This window comes from Sphingomonas aerophila, from assembly GCF_014199305.1.
GTDB lineage: Bacteria > Pseudomonadota > Alphaproteobacteria > Sphingomonadales > Sphingomonadaceae > Sphingomonas > Sphingomonas aerophila.
In genome coordinates, this window is record NZ_JACIJK010000001.1 from 351,747 (window position 1) to 366,941 (window position 15,195).

15 protein-coding genes are annotated in these 15,195 nt (G+C 66.9%); 8 read left to right on the plus strand and 7 right to left on the minus strand.

The genetic code is table 11. From position 1 onward, the window contains the following. Positions 1-20: 20 nt before the first annotated feature. Positions 21-1,607, minus strand: coding sequence for an L-aspartate oxidase (gene nadB / locus FHS94_RS01815; protein ID WP_184053973.1), 1,587 nt, complete (start codon positions 1,605-1,607; stop codon positions 21-23). Positions 1,608-1,666: 59 nt separating this feature from the next. Between nadB and FHS94_RS01820 the strand changes: the two genes are divergently transcribed. The 4 genes from FHS94_RS01820 (at position 1,667) to FHS94_RS01835 (ending at position 4,518) form a co-directional block, all read left to right on the plus strand. After that, positions 1,667-2,122 (plus strand): TM2 domain-containing protein, encoded by a 456-nt coding sequence (locus tag FHS94_RS01820; RefSeq protein ID WP_184053976.1) that lies wholly within the window; start codon positions 1,667-1,669, stop codon positions 2,120-2,122. Positions 2,123-2,307: 185 nt separating this feature from the next. Further along, complete coding sequence (locus FHS94_RS01825; RefSeq protein WP_343055115.1) at positions 2,308-3,207, plus strand: D-alanyl-D-alanine carboxypeptidase family protein; 900 nt, start codon at positions 2,308-2,310, stop codon at positions 3,205-3,207. A gap of 161 nt (positions 3,208-3,368) precedes the next feature. After that, the gene (locus tag FHS94_RS01830; protein ID WP_184053979.1) at positions 3,369-4,022 is read left to right on the plus strand and encodes a hypothetical protein; all 654 of its coding nucleotides are present in this window, start codon (positions 3,369-3,371) and stop codon (positions 4,020-4,022) included. Positions 4,023-4,107: 85 nt separating this feature from the next. Next, a complete protein-coding gene (locus tag FHS94_RS01835; protein WP_184053982.1) occupies positions 4,108-4,518 on the plus strand; it encodes a VOC family protein in 411 nt (136 codons plus the stop codon). Here the strand turns inward: FHS94_RS01835 and FHS94_RS01840 are convergent. The 3 genes from FHS94_RS01840 to FHS94_RS01850 all read right to left on the minus strand — a co-directional run bounded on the left by FHS94_RS01840 (position 4,515) and on the right by FHS94_RS01850 (position 6,632). After that, entirely contained in the window at positions 4,515-4,880 is a 366-nt protein-coding gene (locus tag FHS94_RS01840) for a nuclear transport factor 2 family protein (RefSeq protein WP_184053985.1), read from the minus strand. The two genes, FHS94_RS01835 and FHS94_RS01840, sit on opposite strands and share 4 nt — an antisense overlap. 68 nt (positions 4,881-4,948) lie before the next feature. Next, the gene (locus FHS94_RS01845; RefSeq protein WP_184053989.1) at positions 4,949-5,671 is read right to left on the minus strand and encodes an HPP family protein; all 723 of its coding nucleotides are present in this window, start codon (positions 5,669-5,671) and stop codon (positions 4,949-4,951) included. Between the two features lie 16 nt (positions 5,672-5,687). Further along, positions 5,688-6,632 (minus strand): ABC transporter ATP-binding protein, encoded by a 945-nt coding sequence (locus FHS94_RS01850; protein WP_184053992.1) that lies wholly within the window; start codon positions 6,630-6,632, stop codon positions 5,688-5,690. An 80-nt stretch (positions 6,633-6,712) separates the two neighbouring features. Here FHS94_RS01850 and FHS94_RS01855 point away from each other — a divergent pair, with 80 nt between their 5' ends. The 3 genes from FHS94_RS01855 to tldD all read left to right on the plus strand — a co-directional run bounded on the left by FHS94_RS01855 (position 6,713) and on the right by tldD (position 8,887). Continuing rightward, a complete protein-coding gene (locus FHS94_RS01855) occupies positions 6,713-6,946 on the plus strand; it encodes a zinc-finger domain-containing protein (protein ID WP_184053995.1) in 234 nt (77 codons plus the stop codon). Positions 6,947-7,014: 68 nt separating this feature from the next. Then, the gene (locus FHS94_RS01860) at positions 7,015-7,422 is read left to right on the plus strand and encodes a DUF3224 domain-containing protein (protein ID WP_221234462.1); all 408 of its coding nucleotides are present in this window, start codon (positions 7,015-7,017) and stop codon (positions 7,420-7,422) included. 37 nt (positions 7,423-7,459) lie between these two features. Further along, positions 7,460-8,887, plus strand: a complete 1,428-nt coding sequence (gene tldD, locus FHS94_RS01865) for a metalloprotease TldD (RefSeq protein ID WP_184054001.1) — start codon at positions 7,460-7,462, stop codon at positions 8,885-8,887. 62 nt (positions 8,888-8,949) lie between these two features. Here the strand turns inward: tldD and recQ are convergent, their stop codons facing one another. Continuing rightward, entirely contained in the window at positions 8,950-10,719 is a 1,770-nt protein-coding gene (gene recQ / locus FHS94_RS01870; RefSeq protein ID WP_184054005.1) for a DNA helicase RecQ, read from the minus strand. Between the two features lie 117 nt (positions 10,720-10,836). Here recQ and FHS94_RS01875 point away from each other — a divergent pair, with 117 nt between their 5' ends. Beyond that, positions 10,837-11,805: a hypothetical protein gene (locus tag FHS94_RS01875; RefSeq protein WP_184054008.1), complete on the plus strand. Its 969-nt coding sequence runs from the start codon at positions 10,837-10,839 to the stop codon at positions 11,803-11,805. A 12-nt stretch (positions 11,806-11,817) separates the two neighbouring features. On the opposite strand, the gene FHS94_RS01880 is transcribed toward FHS94_RS01875, so the two are convergent. Both FHS94_RS01880 and FHS94_RS01885 read right to left on the minus strand, forming a co-directional pair. Then, entirely contained in the window at positions 11,818-13,887 is a 2,070-nt protein-coding gene (locus tag FHS94_RS01880) for a M13 family metallopeptidase (protein WP_184054011.1), read from the minus strand. A gap of 69 nt (positions 13,888-13,956) precedes the next feature. Continuing rightward, positions 13,957-15,126: a hypothetical protein gene (locus FHS94_RS01885; protein WP_221234463.1), complete on the minus strand. Its 1,170-nt coding sequence runs from the start codon at positions 15,124-15,126 to the stop codon at positions 13,957-13,959. Positions 15,127-15,195: the final 69 nt, after the last annotated feature.

The following is a 15,195-nucleotide window of genomic DNA, read 5'->3' on the forward strand; positions in this document are numbered from 1 at the left end:
CAACGAAAGGTTAGCGTTGCTTACGGAACCAGAACCGTATCGACCGGATCGGGAGCCGTGTCGGGATAATCGAGCGTATAGTGAAGCCCGCGGCTTTCGTGGCGATGCAGGGCCGACCTGACGATCAGGTCCGCGGTCTGGAGCAGGTTCCGCAGCTCGATCAGGTCGGGCGTGACGCGGAAATGGCCGTAATAGTCGGCGACCTCCTCCGTCATCAGCTTGATGCGGCTGGCGGCGCGCTGAAGGCGCTTGGTGGTGCGCACGATGCCGACATAATTCCACATGAAGCGGCGAATTTCGGTCCAGTTCTGCTGGATCACCACCTCCTCGTCCGAATCGGTGACGCGGCTTTCATCCCAGGGGCGAATGGCAGGGGGCGGCGGCAGGTCGTCCCACGCTTCTGCGATGCTGCGCGCGGCGGCTTCTCCGAACACGAAGCATTCAAGCAGCGAATTCGATGCGAGCCGGTTGGCACCATGCAGCCCCGACTGGGTGCATTCACCCGCGGCGTACAGGCCGGGCAGGTCGGTACGCCCGCCGCGATCGATCACCACGCCGCCACAGGTATAATGCTGCGCGGGGACGACCGGGATCGGCTGGCTGGTCATGTCGATCCCCAGCCCGATCAGCTTGTCATGGATGTTCGGGAAATGCGCCCGGACGAAGTCGGGCGGCATGTGGCTGATGTCGAGATGGACATGGTCGAGGCCATAGCGCTTGATCTCCGCGTCGATCGCGCGGGCGACCACGTCACGCGGCGCGAGCTCCAGCCGTTCGGGATCGTAGGATTCCATGAAGCGCTTGCCCGTCACCGGGTTGATCAGCCGCCCGCCCTCGCCACGCACGGCTTCGGTGATCAGGAAATTCTTGACCTGGAGATTGTACAGGCAGGTCGGGTGGAATTGCATGAATTCCATGTTCGACACCCGCGCACCCGCACGCCATGCCATGGCGATGCCGTCCCCGGTCGCACCGCGCGGGGCAGTGGAGAACAGGTAGGTGCGCCCCGCCCCACCTGTCGCCAGCACTGTGGCGCGGCCGGTGTGGAGGTTGACCTGGCCGCTGCGCCGATCAACCGCATACACGCCCCACACATGGCCCGCGCCCGAATAGCGCACCTCGTGCCGGCTGGTGGCAAGGTCGATTGCGACCTGATCGGGTACCAGCGTGATGTTGGGGTGCGCTTCGGCCGCCTTTTGCAACGCCTCCTGCAACGCCCAGCCGGTAGCGTCCGCGACGTGAACGATGCGCCGGTGCGAATGGCCGCCCTCTCGCGTCAGGTGCAGCGCGTTGCCCTCGGTCGCGAATGGCACGCCAAGTTTCTGCAAGCGCTCGATCGCAGCGGGCGCGCTTTCCACCACGAACTCGACAACACCGCGGTTGTTCAGGCCGGCGCCGGCGACCATCGTGTCCCCGACATGGTTCTCGAACGTATCGCCCGGTTCCAGCACCGCGGCGATCCCGCCCTGCGCCCAGGCCGTCGATCCTTCGTTCAACGCGCCCTTGGCAAGCACGGTGACATGGAAGCGCGTCGCAAGGTTCAGTGCCGCAGTAAGGCCCGCCGCGCCCGAGCCGATGACAAGGACGTCCGATGTGGTGCTGGTCATGACGGCGAGCGATTGCGTCCGGCGACAGCTTTGTCAAAAGGTGACGCAGGGAGGCAATCATGCGCGGACAGATTCTCGGGGTGGATACACGGGCGGGCGAAGGGCAGATCGCGGGCGAGGACGGCCGCCGCTATGCGTTCCGGCCAGAGGATTGGGCCCATCGCGGCGAGCCGGCGATCGGGCTGCAGGTCGACTTCGAACCCGAGAACAGCCGGGCGCTCAGCATCTTTCCGGTTCCGGGGGCGCAGCCGGTCGCAACGCAGATGTACCCCGCGGCCCCCCGAGAGCCGACCACCAGCAAGAACAAGATCGTCGCCGCATTGCTGGCGTTCTTTCTGGGCGTGCTGGGCGTGCATCGCTTTTACCTCGGCCGAACCGGCTCTGGAATCGTGATGCTGGTGCTGACGGTCACCGTGATCGGTACGCTGATCACCGTGCCCTGGTCCTGGGTCGACACCATCCGCTATCTGGTCATGTCCGACCGCGACTTCGCGCGCCGTTTCGGGAACGACTAGGCTGGTAGTGGCTCGGTCAAGGTAGCCGATACTCTGCTCCAACCAACGACTTTAGGCGAACGAAGATCTTGCGCGGTTTCGGGCGAAGTGCCCACGGATCGGCCTGCCGGGCCGGTTAGAAGGGGCCCGTTCATCTTGCGTTGCAGGGCGGGTACTTAGAAACACCCGCCTTCAGGGCCGAGTGGGTGAGCAACTCAGATATGATGTCGATTGGCAGGCGGGCACTGATCGTCTTCTGTTCCGTCCTTGTTTGTGCGACCGGGGCGCCGGCCCGCGTGCAGCCACAAGGCGGAAGCCGGGTTACCGAGATCCTGGTCGACGCGTCGAACGGGAAAGTGCTTTTCGCCCGTTCACCCGATGCGCTGCGCCGGCCGGCATCGCTGACCAAGATGATGACGCTCTATCTGGCGTTCGACGCGTTAAAGGCCGGGCGCCTGCGAACTGGCGACATGATCAGGATTTCCGCGCGCGCCGCTCGACAGCCGGCATCGCGCCTGGGGGTTCGGAGCGGGTCGACGATCGAGGTGCGCCAGGCCGTGCGCGCGATTGCCGTGTCGTCCGCCAACGACGTCGCCGTCGCCCTGGGGGAGAAGCTGGGTGGGACGGAGGACCGTTTTGCACGGTTGATGACCGCCAAGGCGCATCAGCTTGGGCTGCGGCACACGCGCTTTGCCAATGCCACGGGCCTGACCAACCCGGGTAACGTGACCACGGCCAGGGACATGGCAACCCTGTCGATGGCCCTGCTGCGCGATCATCCGCGCGACTACGCCGTGTTCGCCACCCGCTCCGTTCAATGGCAGAAGCGGCGGATCGCAAACCACAACCACCTGCTCGGCAGGGTTCCGGGCGTTGATGGGATCAAGACGGGCTACACGGCGGATGCCGGTTACAATCTTGCCGCATCGTCCCGACGCAAGGGCCGGCGCCTGGTCGCGGTGGTGCTGGGCGAGAAGTCTGTTGTGGATCGCGATGTGCGGGTATCCAACCTGCTTCAGCTTGGCGCAGAACAGCCGCGGGCAAGGCCGGGCAAGGCGGCTCGGGTCGCAGGCGCTTCGAGCGGAAAGCGGCTGGCGAGGCGCTAGTCCGGACGGGATCCAGCTTGCGCGCCGCACCCATTGCGGCCACCCTCCAGCCAGAGCGCAGGTCGAAGCCGGATGCAGCGACATTTGCGCCTGTAGAAAAGGACGATGCCGCAAAGGGTGCCAACCCGGGCGGCTTGGATGGTCAGCCAGGAGGTGGTGCAATGATCGGTGCCGTTCTTGTCACGCTCATGCTCGCGCAAAGCCAGATCCCGCAGCAGAGCGATCCTCCTTACGTTTCCGCTTCTCCGACCCGGCCCGGTGAAGCCCAGCGGCCGTTTGCGGGGCGGATGCCCTCTGATCCTGCCTCGCTCGTGCAGATGCAGGCATTCGGGCGCTGCGTTGCCCGTCATGCTCCGACAAAGGCAGCGGCCCTGCTGCGCATGAACTTCACCGAGCCCCAATTCGGCTCTGCGGTGCGCAAGCTGGCGTGGTCCGACAACGGGTGCGTGCCGCGCGGCAAGCGGGCGCAGTTCGCCCCCGAGCTCTTCGCCGGGGCAATGGCGGAGGAACTGCTGTCCCACACCACGAACATGGCCAGCGCGCTGACCTATGATCCGTCCAGGCCGCCCGTGAAGGCAATGAATGACAGCGACCTCGTCGCCTCCTGCGTCGCGCGGACGTCGCCTCGCGACGTGGCGGCCCTGTTCGCGACTCCCCCGGCGAGCGCTGCCGAGGCGACCGCGATTCGTGGGCTGACCCCGGTCGTCGAGCGATGCGTTGCCGATGGTCGGCAAGCGCGCTTCAACAAGCCCGGGCTCCGCGCCATTCTGGCAACGGCGTTCTTCCGCATCGTTCAGTCCGGAACGTCTGCCTGAGCCATCAACGCCTGACGCCAGCGTGCTGGCAGTCAGGCATGATCGGGCGGTTGCCGCCTCGGGCGGGTGCGGCGTAGCTGTCGGCATGACATCGTTTCCGACGCTGCGGGTTGCCCGCCCGACCGACGACCTTGATGCCCTCCTCCCCTTTTACCGGGACGGGCTTGGCTTCGACCTCCTGTACCGGTTCGCGGATCATGATGGCTTTGACGGCGTCATGCTCGGCCGTGAAGGGGCGCCTTACCATTTCGAGTTCACGCGGGCGCACGCTCACCGGGTGGGACGGGCACCGACGGCCGACAATCTGCTGGTCTTCTATCTTCCCGACGATGCCGAGTGGGGCAGGGCCGTCGACCGGATGCAGGGGGCGGGGTTCCGGCCGGTTCCGGCGTTCAACCCTTATTGGGATCGCGCTGGGCTGACGTTCGAGGACCCGGACGGCTATCGCGTCGTGCTCCAGCATGCCCGATGGGGCGCCTCTGAAGGGCCAGGCTAAGATGCCGGGTCGAAGAAGAACCAGTGTTCGTGGATCTGGCCGTCCACGATCCGTGCCGCGTCCGCACCGCTGACGATTGTCTGGCCGGGAGGACCGCCACGCCACCGTGTCACCGCGACGCCATGATGGCCGAGAGTCGCTCCGGTGACCTCGAACCGGAAACCGGGCGGCATGTCGGCAAGCACGCCTGCCACGACGGCCGAGATCGCTTCGTCGCCCGTCACGGTCCGCTCGGGTTCATGGATGCGGGCATCCGGATGATAGATTTCGCGGATCGCACTCAGCCGCCTGGTATCGTCGTGCTCGTTCCAGACACGATTAATGGCCGCATCGAGAAGGTCGGTTATGCTTGCATCCGGCATGGCGGCCCCGCTCCAAAGCCCCGGAACGCACCGGGCGGACGGATCATGCGCGATGCGCGGAAGCGCGGCTAGGGGCGGGAAATCCTGCTGCCATTTGCGCTGGAGATCGGGCGAGGACCATTCACCGCCGCCGGGCCCTTTCGCTTCAACCGACGCCGTTCGGCCGCATGGTGCTCTACCCGGGCCAGCAACTGCTCCAGATCTTCGCGATCGATGTCGAAGGCTTCGTGCATGTCGGCCAGCGCGGCGTCCAGGTCCTCCGGGTGACGATCCGGCGGGGCGACGGGGACCGGGCGATGCGGATAGCTGTGCCCGGAGAAGCGATGGAAAGCGAGGCCCGCGAGGGTCAGCAGCACCGCGTTGAGCGCAACGGGCGTGAAGGGAAAGGCAAGCCCCGCCGCCGCCACGACCGGCCCGCCGATCACCGCCGTCAACGCCGCCGCGCCGCCGGGCGGGTGCAGGCATCGCAACAACGACATGATCGCGATCGCGCCACCCACCGCCACCGCCGCCGCGATCGTGACGTCGCCGATCAGCCGCGCCGCGATCACGCCGACCAGCGCGGATACGGTGTTGCCGCCGATCACCGACCATGGCTGGGCAAGCGGGCTGGCCGGCACCGCAAAAATCAGCACGGCAGATGCCCCCATCGGCGCGACCAGCAGGGGCAACGGCCCTGGCCCCAATGCCAGGCGCGTGACGAGGTACGTGACGGCGATCCCGGCCAGCGCGCCAAGGCCTGCGAGCATCTGATCGCGCTGGGTCGCACCCGGCAGGAAGACGCCAATCATCGAAGTCCGGCGCCTGTCAGCCGGCGCGCGTCAGATGGAGGAACACGTCCTCCAGATCGGGTTCCTTGGTGGACACGTCCACGATGCCAAGCCCGTTGTCGGCAATCGCCGCTAGTACTTCGCCCGCATTCACCTTGTTCTTGCGATAGGTGATCTCGAGCACGCGAGTGCCCTTGAGCGCGATCTTCTCGAAACAGGCAGCGGCCGGCGCCTGGGTCAGGTCGCGATCGATGGTGACCGACACCACCTTCTCCTGCGCCATGCCGACCAGTTCGCGGGTCGGCTGGTTGGCGATCAGGCGACCATGGTTGATGATCGCGATCCGGTCGCACAGCTCCTCGGCTTCCTCGAGATAGTGGGTGGTCAACACCACGGTGACCCCCGCCTGGTTAAGCTCGCGCACATAAGCCCAAAGCTGCTGGCGAAGCTCGATGTCGACGCCCGCGGTGGGCTCGTCCAGCACCAGCACGGGCGGCGCGTGCACCATCGCCTTTGCCACCATCAGCCGGCGCTTCATGCCGCCCGACAGGGTGCGGGCATAGGCATTCGCCTTGTCGTCGAGGTGCACCGCGCGCAGCAGCTCCATCGACCGGCGCTCGCGTTTGGGCACGCCATACAGCCCCGCCTGGATCTCCAGCGTCTCGATGGGCGTGAAAAAGGGATCGAACGTGATCTCCTGGTTCACGATCCCGATCGACGCCTTGGCATTGCGCGGGTGGGCGTCGATGTCGAAGCCCCAGATGCTCGCCTGCCCGCCGGTCTTGTTGACCAGTCCCGCAAGGATGTTGATCAGCGTCGACTTGCCCGCGCCATTGGGGCCGAGAAGCCCAAAGATCGATCCCGCCGGCACGTCGAAGCTGACATCGTCGAGCGCGCGCTTGTCTTCCGCCTGCCCCTTGACCTGATAGGTCTTGCACAGGCCCTGGATGCTGATCGCGGCGCTGGACGAGTCTGATGTCATGGGCGCGCGATAGGCTTTGCTGCGCGGGCTAACAATCCCGTGTTGATCGCAGGCGCGCCCGCCTGCTATCCGCGCTTCCCATGACCCCGCCGCTCGAAACCGTTCGCACCAGCCAGCGCCGCGTCGCCTGTGATGGCGCACAGGACATCCCCGGCGGCGCCGCGCTCGGCCATCCGCGCGTCTATCTCGAGATCGACGAGCATGGCTATGTCGATTGCGGCTATTGCGACCGCCGTTTCATCTTGATCGGCGGCCCCGCGGATGGGGTGGACCAGTCGACCCTGCCCGACATCGCCGAGGGCGGCGAGCGCTGATGCGCTGGGGGCGGGTCCTCGCCTCCGCCCTGATGTTCGTCGTTCCCGCGGCCGCGAAGGAGCCTGCCATGACCCGTCACGCCACCGGCAGCTTTGAGGTGACGATCACTCCCGAAGCGCAGGCGGCGGGGGAGGGTGACGCGGTTCCGACCGCTCGCATGGGCCTTTTCAAGACCTTCTCCGGCCCGCTCACCGGCACCGCGCACGGCACCATGTTGACGGTGGGCACCCCTGCACCGGGCAAGGCGGCGGCGTATGTCGCGATCGATCAGTTCAGCGGCACGCTGGAGGGTCGAGCGGGCAGCTTCGTACTGCTTCACCGCGGCACCATGAGCCGGGCGGGCAGCGAACTCAGCGTCATCATCGCCCCCGACAGCGGCACCGGCGCGCTGGCCGGCATCACGGGTACGCTGGCGATCGAGGTCAAGGACGGGCAGCACCGCTACGACCTCTCCTATTCATTGCCCACTGGCTGAGGTGGACGCGGCCGGGGGGCCACCCTACCTTAACCCCATGACGCTTTCCCCTGATCCCCGCTCATTCCTGTACCGTGACCAGCTGTCGCCCGACGCGGCGCAGCGGCTGGCCGCCACTGCGCTGGGCGCGGCGGATGACGGGGAGCTGTACCTCCAGTACCGTCGGGCGGAGGCTTTCGGGTTTGACGACGGGCGGCTCAAGACGGCGAGCTACGACACCAACGCCGGCTTCGGCCTGCGCGCGGTGTCGGGGGAGATGACCGCCTTCGCCCATGCCAATGAGCTGTCAGAGGCCGCGATCCGGCGCGCGGGTGAGACCATGACGCTGATCGACCCGGCCAAGGGCACGCCCGCCGCGCCGCCGCCGGGCAACAACCGCCACCTTTATACCGATACCGACCCGCTCGACCTGGTGCCGTTCGCCGACAAGGTGAACCTGTGCCAGACCATCGACGCCGCCGCCCGCGCGCGTGACCCGCGCGTCAAGCAGGTGTCGGTCGGCCTGTCGGGCACCTGGAGCGTGGTGGAGATTGTTCGCGCCGATGGCTTCGTCGCAACGGACGTGCGCCCGCTGGTTCGGCTAAACATCGCCATTGTCGCCGAGGCGAACGGCCGGCGTGAAACGGGCAGCTTCGGCATCGGGGGCCGCTACCTCTACGACCGCCTGTTCGAGGAGGCGACCTGGAACCGCGGTATCGACGAAGCGCTGGCGCAGGCGCTGGTGAACCTTGAATCGGTTGCGGCGCCCGCGGGCGAGATGACGGTCCTGCTGGGTTCGGGCTGGCCGGGCGTGCTGCTGCACGAGGCGATTGGCCACGGGCTGGAAGGCGACTTCAACCGCAAGGGCACCAGCGCGTTTTCGGGCCGCATCGGTGAGCGGGTGGCGGCGCCCGGCATCACCATTGTCGACGACGGCTCCCTGCCCGACCGGCGCGGTTCGCTGTCGATCGATGACGAGGGCACGCCGACCCGCGAAACGATCCTGATCGAGGACGGTATCCTCAAGGGCTATATGCAGGACCGGCTCAACGCCCGGCTGATGGGCGTGCCAGCGACCGGCAATGGCCGCCGCGAAAGCTTCGCGCACGCGCCGATGCCGCGCATGACCAACACCTTCATGAAGGCCGGCCGGGACGACCCCGCCGAGCTGCTCAGCCGCGTCAAGAAGGGCATTTTCGCCAGGAGCTTCGGCGGCGGGCAGGTCGACATCGTGTCGGGCAAGTTCGTCTTTTCCTGCACCGAAGCCTATCGGATCGAGGACGGCAAGATCGGCGCCCCGATCAAGGGCGCGACGATCATCGGCGACGGGCCGACGGTGCTGACCAAGGTGACCGGCGTCGGCCACGACTTCGCGTTGGACGAGGGTATCGGCATGTGCGGCAAGGGCGGGCAGAGCGTCCCGGCCGGCGTCGGTCAGCCGACACTGCTGGTCGAGGGCATGACGGTGGGCGGCACCGCGGCCTGAACGCGGGCACCACTTTCGCTAACGGAGGGCGGCGTAAACTCGCCGCCCCTGGGGAGGTCCGCTTACCGCGCCTCCCGGATCACCTCCAGGAACGCGTCGCCATAGGCATCGAGCTTGCGGGCGCCGATGCCGCTCAGCACCGCCAGTGCCGCCCGTGACATCGGCCGCTGCGCCGCCATGTCTCGCAGCACGGAGTCATGGAAGATGACATAGGGCGGCACACCCGCGTCCTTCGCCAGTGTCCGCCGCCGCTCGCGCAGCGCCTCGAACAAGGGCGTGTCGGCCGGGTTGCCCGCGGCGGGCGCTACCCCACGGCGGCGGCGTTCGCGCTTGGGCGGCACGATCAGCGATACCGCCGTTTCGCCCTTCAGGATCCCGCGCGCGGCGGGGCCGAACTCCAGTCCGCCATGTGGGTTGGAGCGGATCGCGTCGCGGAGCAGCAGCGCGCGGGCGACGGGCTTCAACAATGCCGTCTCGTCACCTTCGACGATATTCCACACGGACAGCTTCTCATGCCCGTTCATCAACGACCGTTCGGTCGACTGACCGGTCAGCACTTCCTCGATATAGCCAGCGCCGAACATCTGCCCGGTGCGGAACACCGCGGACAGGAACTTGCGCGCGGTTTCCGTCGCGTCGACCGCATCGGGTGACCCCAGGCAGTTATCGCAATTGCCGCAATCCTCCGCCGGATCCTCGCCGAAGTGGCGCAACAGGATGCGGCGGCGGCACCCCGCCGTCTCCACCAGCGCGGCGAGCGATTGCAGGCGGGTACGCTCGCCTGCCTGGCGCTCGGGCTCGACTTCGCCGATGCGCTGGCGTGCGCGGGCGAAATCGTCGGCTCCCCAGAACAGGTGCGCGACCGACGGATCGCCGTCGCGGCCCGCGCGACCCGTTTCCTGGTAATAAGCCTCGATCGACTTGGGCAGCCCTGCATGGGCGACGAAGCGGACATCGGGCTTGTCGATCCCCATGCCAAACGCGACGGTGGCGCAGATCACCATGTCTTCGGACGCCACGAAGTCGGCCTGGTTCTTGGCGCGAATGTGCGGCTCCAACCCCGCATGATAGGCCCGCGTGGGCCGGCCGCTGCGGCCCAGGGCCTCTGCCAGCTTTTCCGTCGCGGCGCGGGTCTGGGCGTAAACGATGCCCGGGCCGGGCGTTGCCGCGATCAGGTCCGCGATCTGCCGGTTGACGTTCGCCTTGGCAGAGATGCTGTAGCGGATGTTGGGCCGGTCGAAGCCCGACACGATCATGCCGTCGGCAGGAATGCCGAGCTGCTTGGCGATATCCGCGCGGGTATGCGCGTCGGCGGTGGCGGTCAGGGCCAGGCGGGGGACGTCGGGAAAGGCGTCCATCAATGGCGACAGCAGGCGGTAATCGGGCCTGAAGTCATGGCCCCATTCGCTGACGCAATGCGCTTCGTCGATCGCGAACAGGCACAAGGGCGCTTCCGTCAACAGGTCGCGGAACGCCTGCCCCGACGCACGCTCGGGCGCGACGTAAAGGAGGTCGAGCGCGCCCGCCCTGAACCGGCGCAGTGTTTCGCCCCGGTTCTCGTCCGCGCTGGTCAGCGTCGCGGCGCGGATCCCGACGGCTTCCGCACCGCGCAACTGGTCATGCATCAGAGCGATCAGCGGCGATACGACAATGCACGTGCCCTCGTTCATGACGGCGGGCAGCTGGTAGCACAGCGACTTGCCCGCGCCAGTCGGCATCACCGCCAACGTCCGTTCGCGCTCGAGCACGCGCGACACAACCTCTGACTGAACGCCGCGGAACTGGGGAAAGCCGAACACGCGCTGTAGCGTGGGCAGGGGATCGGGATGCATTGCCGCGCGATGTAGGATGCGCGGGCGTCCGGGTCGAGGCAGAGATGGCCGTCGTTTCGCCACCGTTCCGACATGATCGACGGCAACGCTGCTGCATCTGCAGCGAAAGGCGCATTCATGGTCGACGGCTTCCACTCCATCGGCAACCGAACCGGAAGCGCCCTTGTCCTGCTGCTATCCGCAAGCCTGCTTGGCGGCGCGGCGGACGAACCCACGGAACGGGTAGTGCGGCTGGGCGAAACAATGCCCGTCACCGTCAACGGCCAGACCAGGCAGTTGCGGATCGAGCCCGCCGCACCGGGGCTGGTACTGCTGACCCGGGACTATGCCAACGCAGCCGCGCTGAAGATGGGCGGCATGTTTCATATCGCCGCGATGTACACCGTCGGGAACGAGCGGGTGATGGCCAGCACCGCGGTGGCGAAGTTCGCCTGGGGGACGGCAAAGGCCGACAAGCGCCGGATCGGCTGGGCGGCGCGGCCCTATGCTCGCGGGCTGGACGCGGTGATTGGCCCTGCGGGCCTCGACGCGCCGGTTGTTCGCTTTGCGCTCCACGCGCCACGGCCGGGGGAGCGGACCGTCAGTCTGCCGATGGCGCCCACAGGCTCGCTGTTCGGCAGCTGGTACAGTCTCCGCGCGGAGGTGATGGTGGGAATCGAGCCGTTGCAGGTTCGCTTCGACCCGCATCATCGCCGCACGGTCGCCAACGCGCTTGCCGGACAGCGGATTGCTGCGGCGCTGGGCGGCCGGTTCGACGGTCCGCCCGTGTTGGAGGAGATCGCTTTCGGCATCGAACGGCCGGTGCGCCCGATGACCCTGTCGCGCCCGCTCGGCATCGGCCCCCTGCCGCTGACCCGCCTGGGCGTGCGGACCGTGCCCGACCTAAACAGCGGTGGATCGGTCGCGGGCATCAAGGAGGCTGGCGATCCCGACGAGGTGGTCGACCCCGCCGACGTCGTCGTGACCGGAAAACGCAAGAAGAAGCCGCGCCCGGGTACGCTGACGCTCGGCGCGGATCAGCTCGACCGCTGCTCCTCGCTTGTGTTCGACAAGGCGAGGAAGGAGATCAGGCTGACCTGCGCCTGATCTCCCACCGGCTCAGCGCGCGGCCACCCGCGATGGGGTGACCGGCTCTGCGCCCCAGACGCTGACGCGGGCCTCGGAGGGCAGGTACATGGCATCGCCCGGCTTCACGTTGAATGCCGTGTACCAGGGGCCGAAGTTACGAACGATGCCGTTGACGCGGTACTTATCGGGGCTGTGCGGATCGCTGAGCAGCGCGGCCCGCTGGGCACCCTCGCGCCGCTTGCCCTGCCAGGCGGCGGCATAGGCGAGGAAGAAGCGCTGGTCCCCCGTCATGCCGTCCAGCACCGCCGGTTCGCCATGGCGCGACACATAGCGGCGATAGGCCGCGTACGCCGTCTCCAGCCCGCCCAGGTCGGCCAGGTTCTCGCCCAGCGTCAGCTTGCCCTTGATCTTCACGCCGGGGATCGGCTCATACTGGTCGAATTGCGCGGCGAGGCGATCGGCCTGTACGGTGTACTTGGCGGCTGTATCCTTGGTCCACCAGTCACGCAGCCGGCCCTTGTCGTCATACTGCCGCCCCTGATCGTCGAAGCCGTGACCCAGTTCATGCCCGATCGTGGTCGCGCCCGTTTCGGCATAATTAACCGCCGGATCGGCGTTGGGGTCAAAGAAGGGTGGCTGCAGGATCGCGGCCGGCACTGTGATCTGGTTCAGCGTCGGGTCGTAGTATGCGTTCACCGTCTGCGGTGTCATAAACCACAGCCCGCGGTCGACGGGCTTGGGGAAGCGCTTCAGCTGCAACTGCCACTGGAACTGGTCGGTGGCGATGCTGTTTGCCAGCGGATCGCCGCGGCTGACGTTCAGTGTCGAATAATCGATCCAGGTCTTCGGGTGCCCGATACGCGGATCGAAGCTGGCGAGCTTGGCAAGCGCGGCCTGCTTGGTCGGTGCGTCCATCCAGGCAGCGGCGCGGATCTTGTCACCATAGGCTGCGCGCACGTCGCTGACGAGCTCGTCAGCCTTGGCCTGGGTTTCTGCCGTCCAATAGCTGCGGACATAAATGGCGCCGACCGCCTCGCCCAGTGAGTTGTCGATCAGGCCCATGCCGCGCTTCCACCGGGCGCGCTGCTCGGGCACGTCGCGCAGCGTCTTGGAATAGAAATCGAAGTTCGCCTGGTCGAAGGCGTGGGGCAGGAACGCTGCGTGGTCGCTGATGAAGCGCGCGGTGACCCACTCCTTCCAGGTCGACAGCGGCACATCGGCCAGCCGCTTGCCCGCCGCCGTTACTGCGGTGGTTTCCGCCACATCGACCTTGGCCGCGCTGGAAAGGCCCATGGAGGCGAGCGTCGGCGTCCAGTCGAACTCAGGCGCCAGCTTGGTCAGCTGCTCGCGTGTCATCGGATTGTGGGTTGCCACCGGATCGCGACGCCGCTCCGGCGTCCACTGGTCCTGACTGAGCTTGGTTTCGAGCGCGACGATACGGTCGGCCTTCGCTTCCGCATCGGAAATGCCCGCGAGCGTCTGGATACGGACCAGGTAATCGCGATAGGCCCTGCGGATCGCGACGTACTTCGCGCCGTCCAGCAGGTAGTAATCGCGCGTCGGCAGGCCCAGTCGTGCCTGGCTCGCCGTGGCGCTGTAACGGGTCGGATCGTCCTGGTCCGCGCTGATGCCGATGCCGACCGGCGAGGCATAGCCCGGCTTCATCATCAACTGGACGAGCTGTGGCCGGGTGGAGATGGCGTCGATGCGCGCCAGGAACGGCTTCAACGGCGCAAGGCCGCGCTTTTCGATCCCACCTTCATCCATCCAGGCGGCGTAGAAGTCGCCGACCTTGCGCTGCGTGCCATCCGTCGGGTGCGCGGCGGCGTCCTCGACAATCTTGCGAACCTGTCCCTCGATCTCGTCCGGCAGGTCGTAGTTATAGCCCGCGCCGACCTTGTCCGACGGAATGGGATGATCGCGGAGCCAGGTGCCCTCGACAAAGCCGTAAAAGTCGTCGCCCGGCTTTACCGACCGATCCATGTCGGCAAGGTCGACGCCCCAATTGCCATAGCGCGGCTTGGCCTGCTGGCCCGTCGTCTGGGCTGCGAGAATGGTGGGAAGGGCAAGGGCAGTGGCAGCAAGCAGCAAGCGGCGCATCGATCACTCCGAATGGAACAACGCCGGTGTAGCGCCGCGCAGCTGTACGGACAATGACGCGCCCGCGGCTCAAAGCGCCCAATCGGCGGACAACCAGACCCTGTCAGTGTCGGTCGCGAATCCCTTGGCGACATAGTGCGCCAGCCGGATGGAATAGGTGACATCGGCGACCTTCGCCGCGGCGAGCAGGTTCCATTCATCCCCGTACAGCCGCACGTCGCGGTCGCTGGTGAAGCGGTGATAGGTGGCGGTGGCCGACAGCCCGCGCTTCTTGTCCGTCGCGGCCAGCGTTCCGTACAGGTCGCGCACGCCATCGGGCGGCGTGATCGTGAACTTGTCGGCCCAGCCCTGGAACTTGAACAGGGCGGAGAAGGGCGTTTGAAAGCTCGCCAGCGTAGCGCCCCGGCTTGGGCCTCGTCCGGCGCCCAGCACTTCATACCCCGCCGTTGCCGTCACCGCCGCAGTGCCGAGCGATGCTTCGGCCAGGTAATAGTCCGCGCGGTAACGGTTCGGGTTGCGGTGCCAGTCGGATTGGGCGGCATAGCTTCCCGCGTAGGACAGAGTGAGGCCGCCGCCCAGCTTGCGATTGCCGGCCAGCCGTGCGCCATAGCTCTGGTTCGACTGTCGAAAGCCCTGAACCCGCGCATCATCGACGTCGATCAGATAGGCAAAGCCGGTCAGCGTTCCGATCGGGGTCGCGGCCCCCGCCAGCGCGAACACGCTGTCCCCGCCGATACCATGCCGGAAATCGCCGCGCGGGGCCGCAACCAGCCGGTGGTCGCCCCAAGCATAGGTCACATCCACGCTGACGCCGGGCAAAGGTGTGGTTTGAACACGCGCCGCGTCAAAGGTCTGCTGGTTCTGACGGAACGAGCCCGACCCGACGAAGCGCTGATCCTGAAGCTCGATCAACTGGCGGCCCACCGTGGCGCTACCACCCTGCCAACGCCGCTGAACCTGGATGCGGTTGATCTCAATATTCTCGGGGTCCGCAACGCCGGCAAAGCGCGTCTTGCCGTTCGCGCCGTCGTTATAGTCGGGGACGATCGCCAGCGTCGCCTCGCTCTCGATCAGTGCCGACCAGTCGCCCAGCGTTGCATTGACTCCCGATCGCACGCGGGCGGTCACGGCAGTTGCATCCTTGGGGATGCCGTCCTGCTCGGCATGTTCCCAGCGCAGCCGCGCATCCAGGATGGGCGCAAGCGTCAGGTCCTGTGCCTGCGCCCCGCTCGCCAACATCACGCCGGCGACGGCCAAACCATATCTCACACTGCAACCCCGCCTCTCGTCTTGATGCGCTGATCGGGC

What these genes read in the sequence shown, in the direction of transcription:
- nadB (WP_184053973.1), bottom strand. Translation starts at nt 1,607, where the DNA reads ATGACCAGCACCACATCGGACGTCCTTGTCATCGGCTCGGGCGCGGCG.
- FHS94_RS01820 (WP_184053976.1), top strand. Translation starts at nt 1,667, where the DNA reads ATGCGCGGACAGATTCTCGGGGTGGATACACGGGCGGGCGAAGGGCAG.
- FHS94_RS01830 (WP_184053979.1), top strand. Translation starts at nt 3,369, where the DNA reads ATGATCGGTGCCGTTCTTGTCACGCTCATGCTCGCGCAAAGCCAGATC.
- FHS94_RS01835 (WP_184053982.1), top strand. Translation starts at nt 4,108, where the DNA reads ATGACATCGTTTCCGACGCTGCGGGTTGCCCGCCCGACCGACGACCTT.
- FHS94_RS01840 (WP_184053985.1), bottom strand. Translation starts at nt 4,880, where the DNA reads ATGCCGGATGCAAGCATAACCGACCTTCTCGATGCGGCCATTAATCGT.
- FHS94_RS01845 (WP_184053989.1), bottom strand. Translation starts at nt 5,671, where the DNA reads ATGATTGGCGTCTTCCTGCCGGGTGCGACCCAGCGCGATCAGATGCTC.
- FHS94_RS01850 (WP_184053992.1), bottom strand. Translation starts at nt 6,632, where the DNA reads ATGACATCAGACTCGTCCAGCGCCGCGATCAGCATCCAGGGCCTGTGC.
- FHS94_RS01855 (WP_184053995.1), top strand. Translation starts at nt 6,713, where the DNA reads ATGACCCCGCCGCTCGAAACCGTTCGCACCAGCCAGCGCCGCGTCGCC.
- FHS94_RS01860 (WP_221234462.1), top strand. Translation starts at nt 7,015, where the DNA reads ATGACCCGTCACGCCACCGGCAGCTTTGAGGTGACGATCACTCCCGAA.
- tldD (WP_184054001.1), top strand. Translation starts at nt 7,460, where the DNA reads ATGACGCTTTCCCCTGATCCCCGCTCATTCCTGTACCGTGACCAGCTG.
- recQ (WP_184054005.1), bottom strand. Translation starts at nt 10,719, where the DNA reads ATGCATCCCGATCCCCTGCCCACGCTACAGCGCGTGTTCGGCTTTCCC.
- FHS94_RS01875 (WP_184054008.1), top strand. Translation starts at nt 10,837, where the DNA reads ATGGTCGACGGCTTCCACTCCATCGGCAACCGAACCGGAAGCGCCCTT.
- FHS94_RS01880 (WP_184054011.1), bottom strand. Translation starts at nt 13,887, where the DNA reads ATGCGCCGCTTGCTGCTTGCTGCCACTGCCCTTGCCCTTCCCACCATT.
- FHS94_RS01885 (WP_221234463.1), bottom strand. Translation starts at nt 15,126, where the DNA reads ATGTTGGCGAGCGGGGCGCAGGCACAGGACCTGACGCTTGCGCCCATC.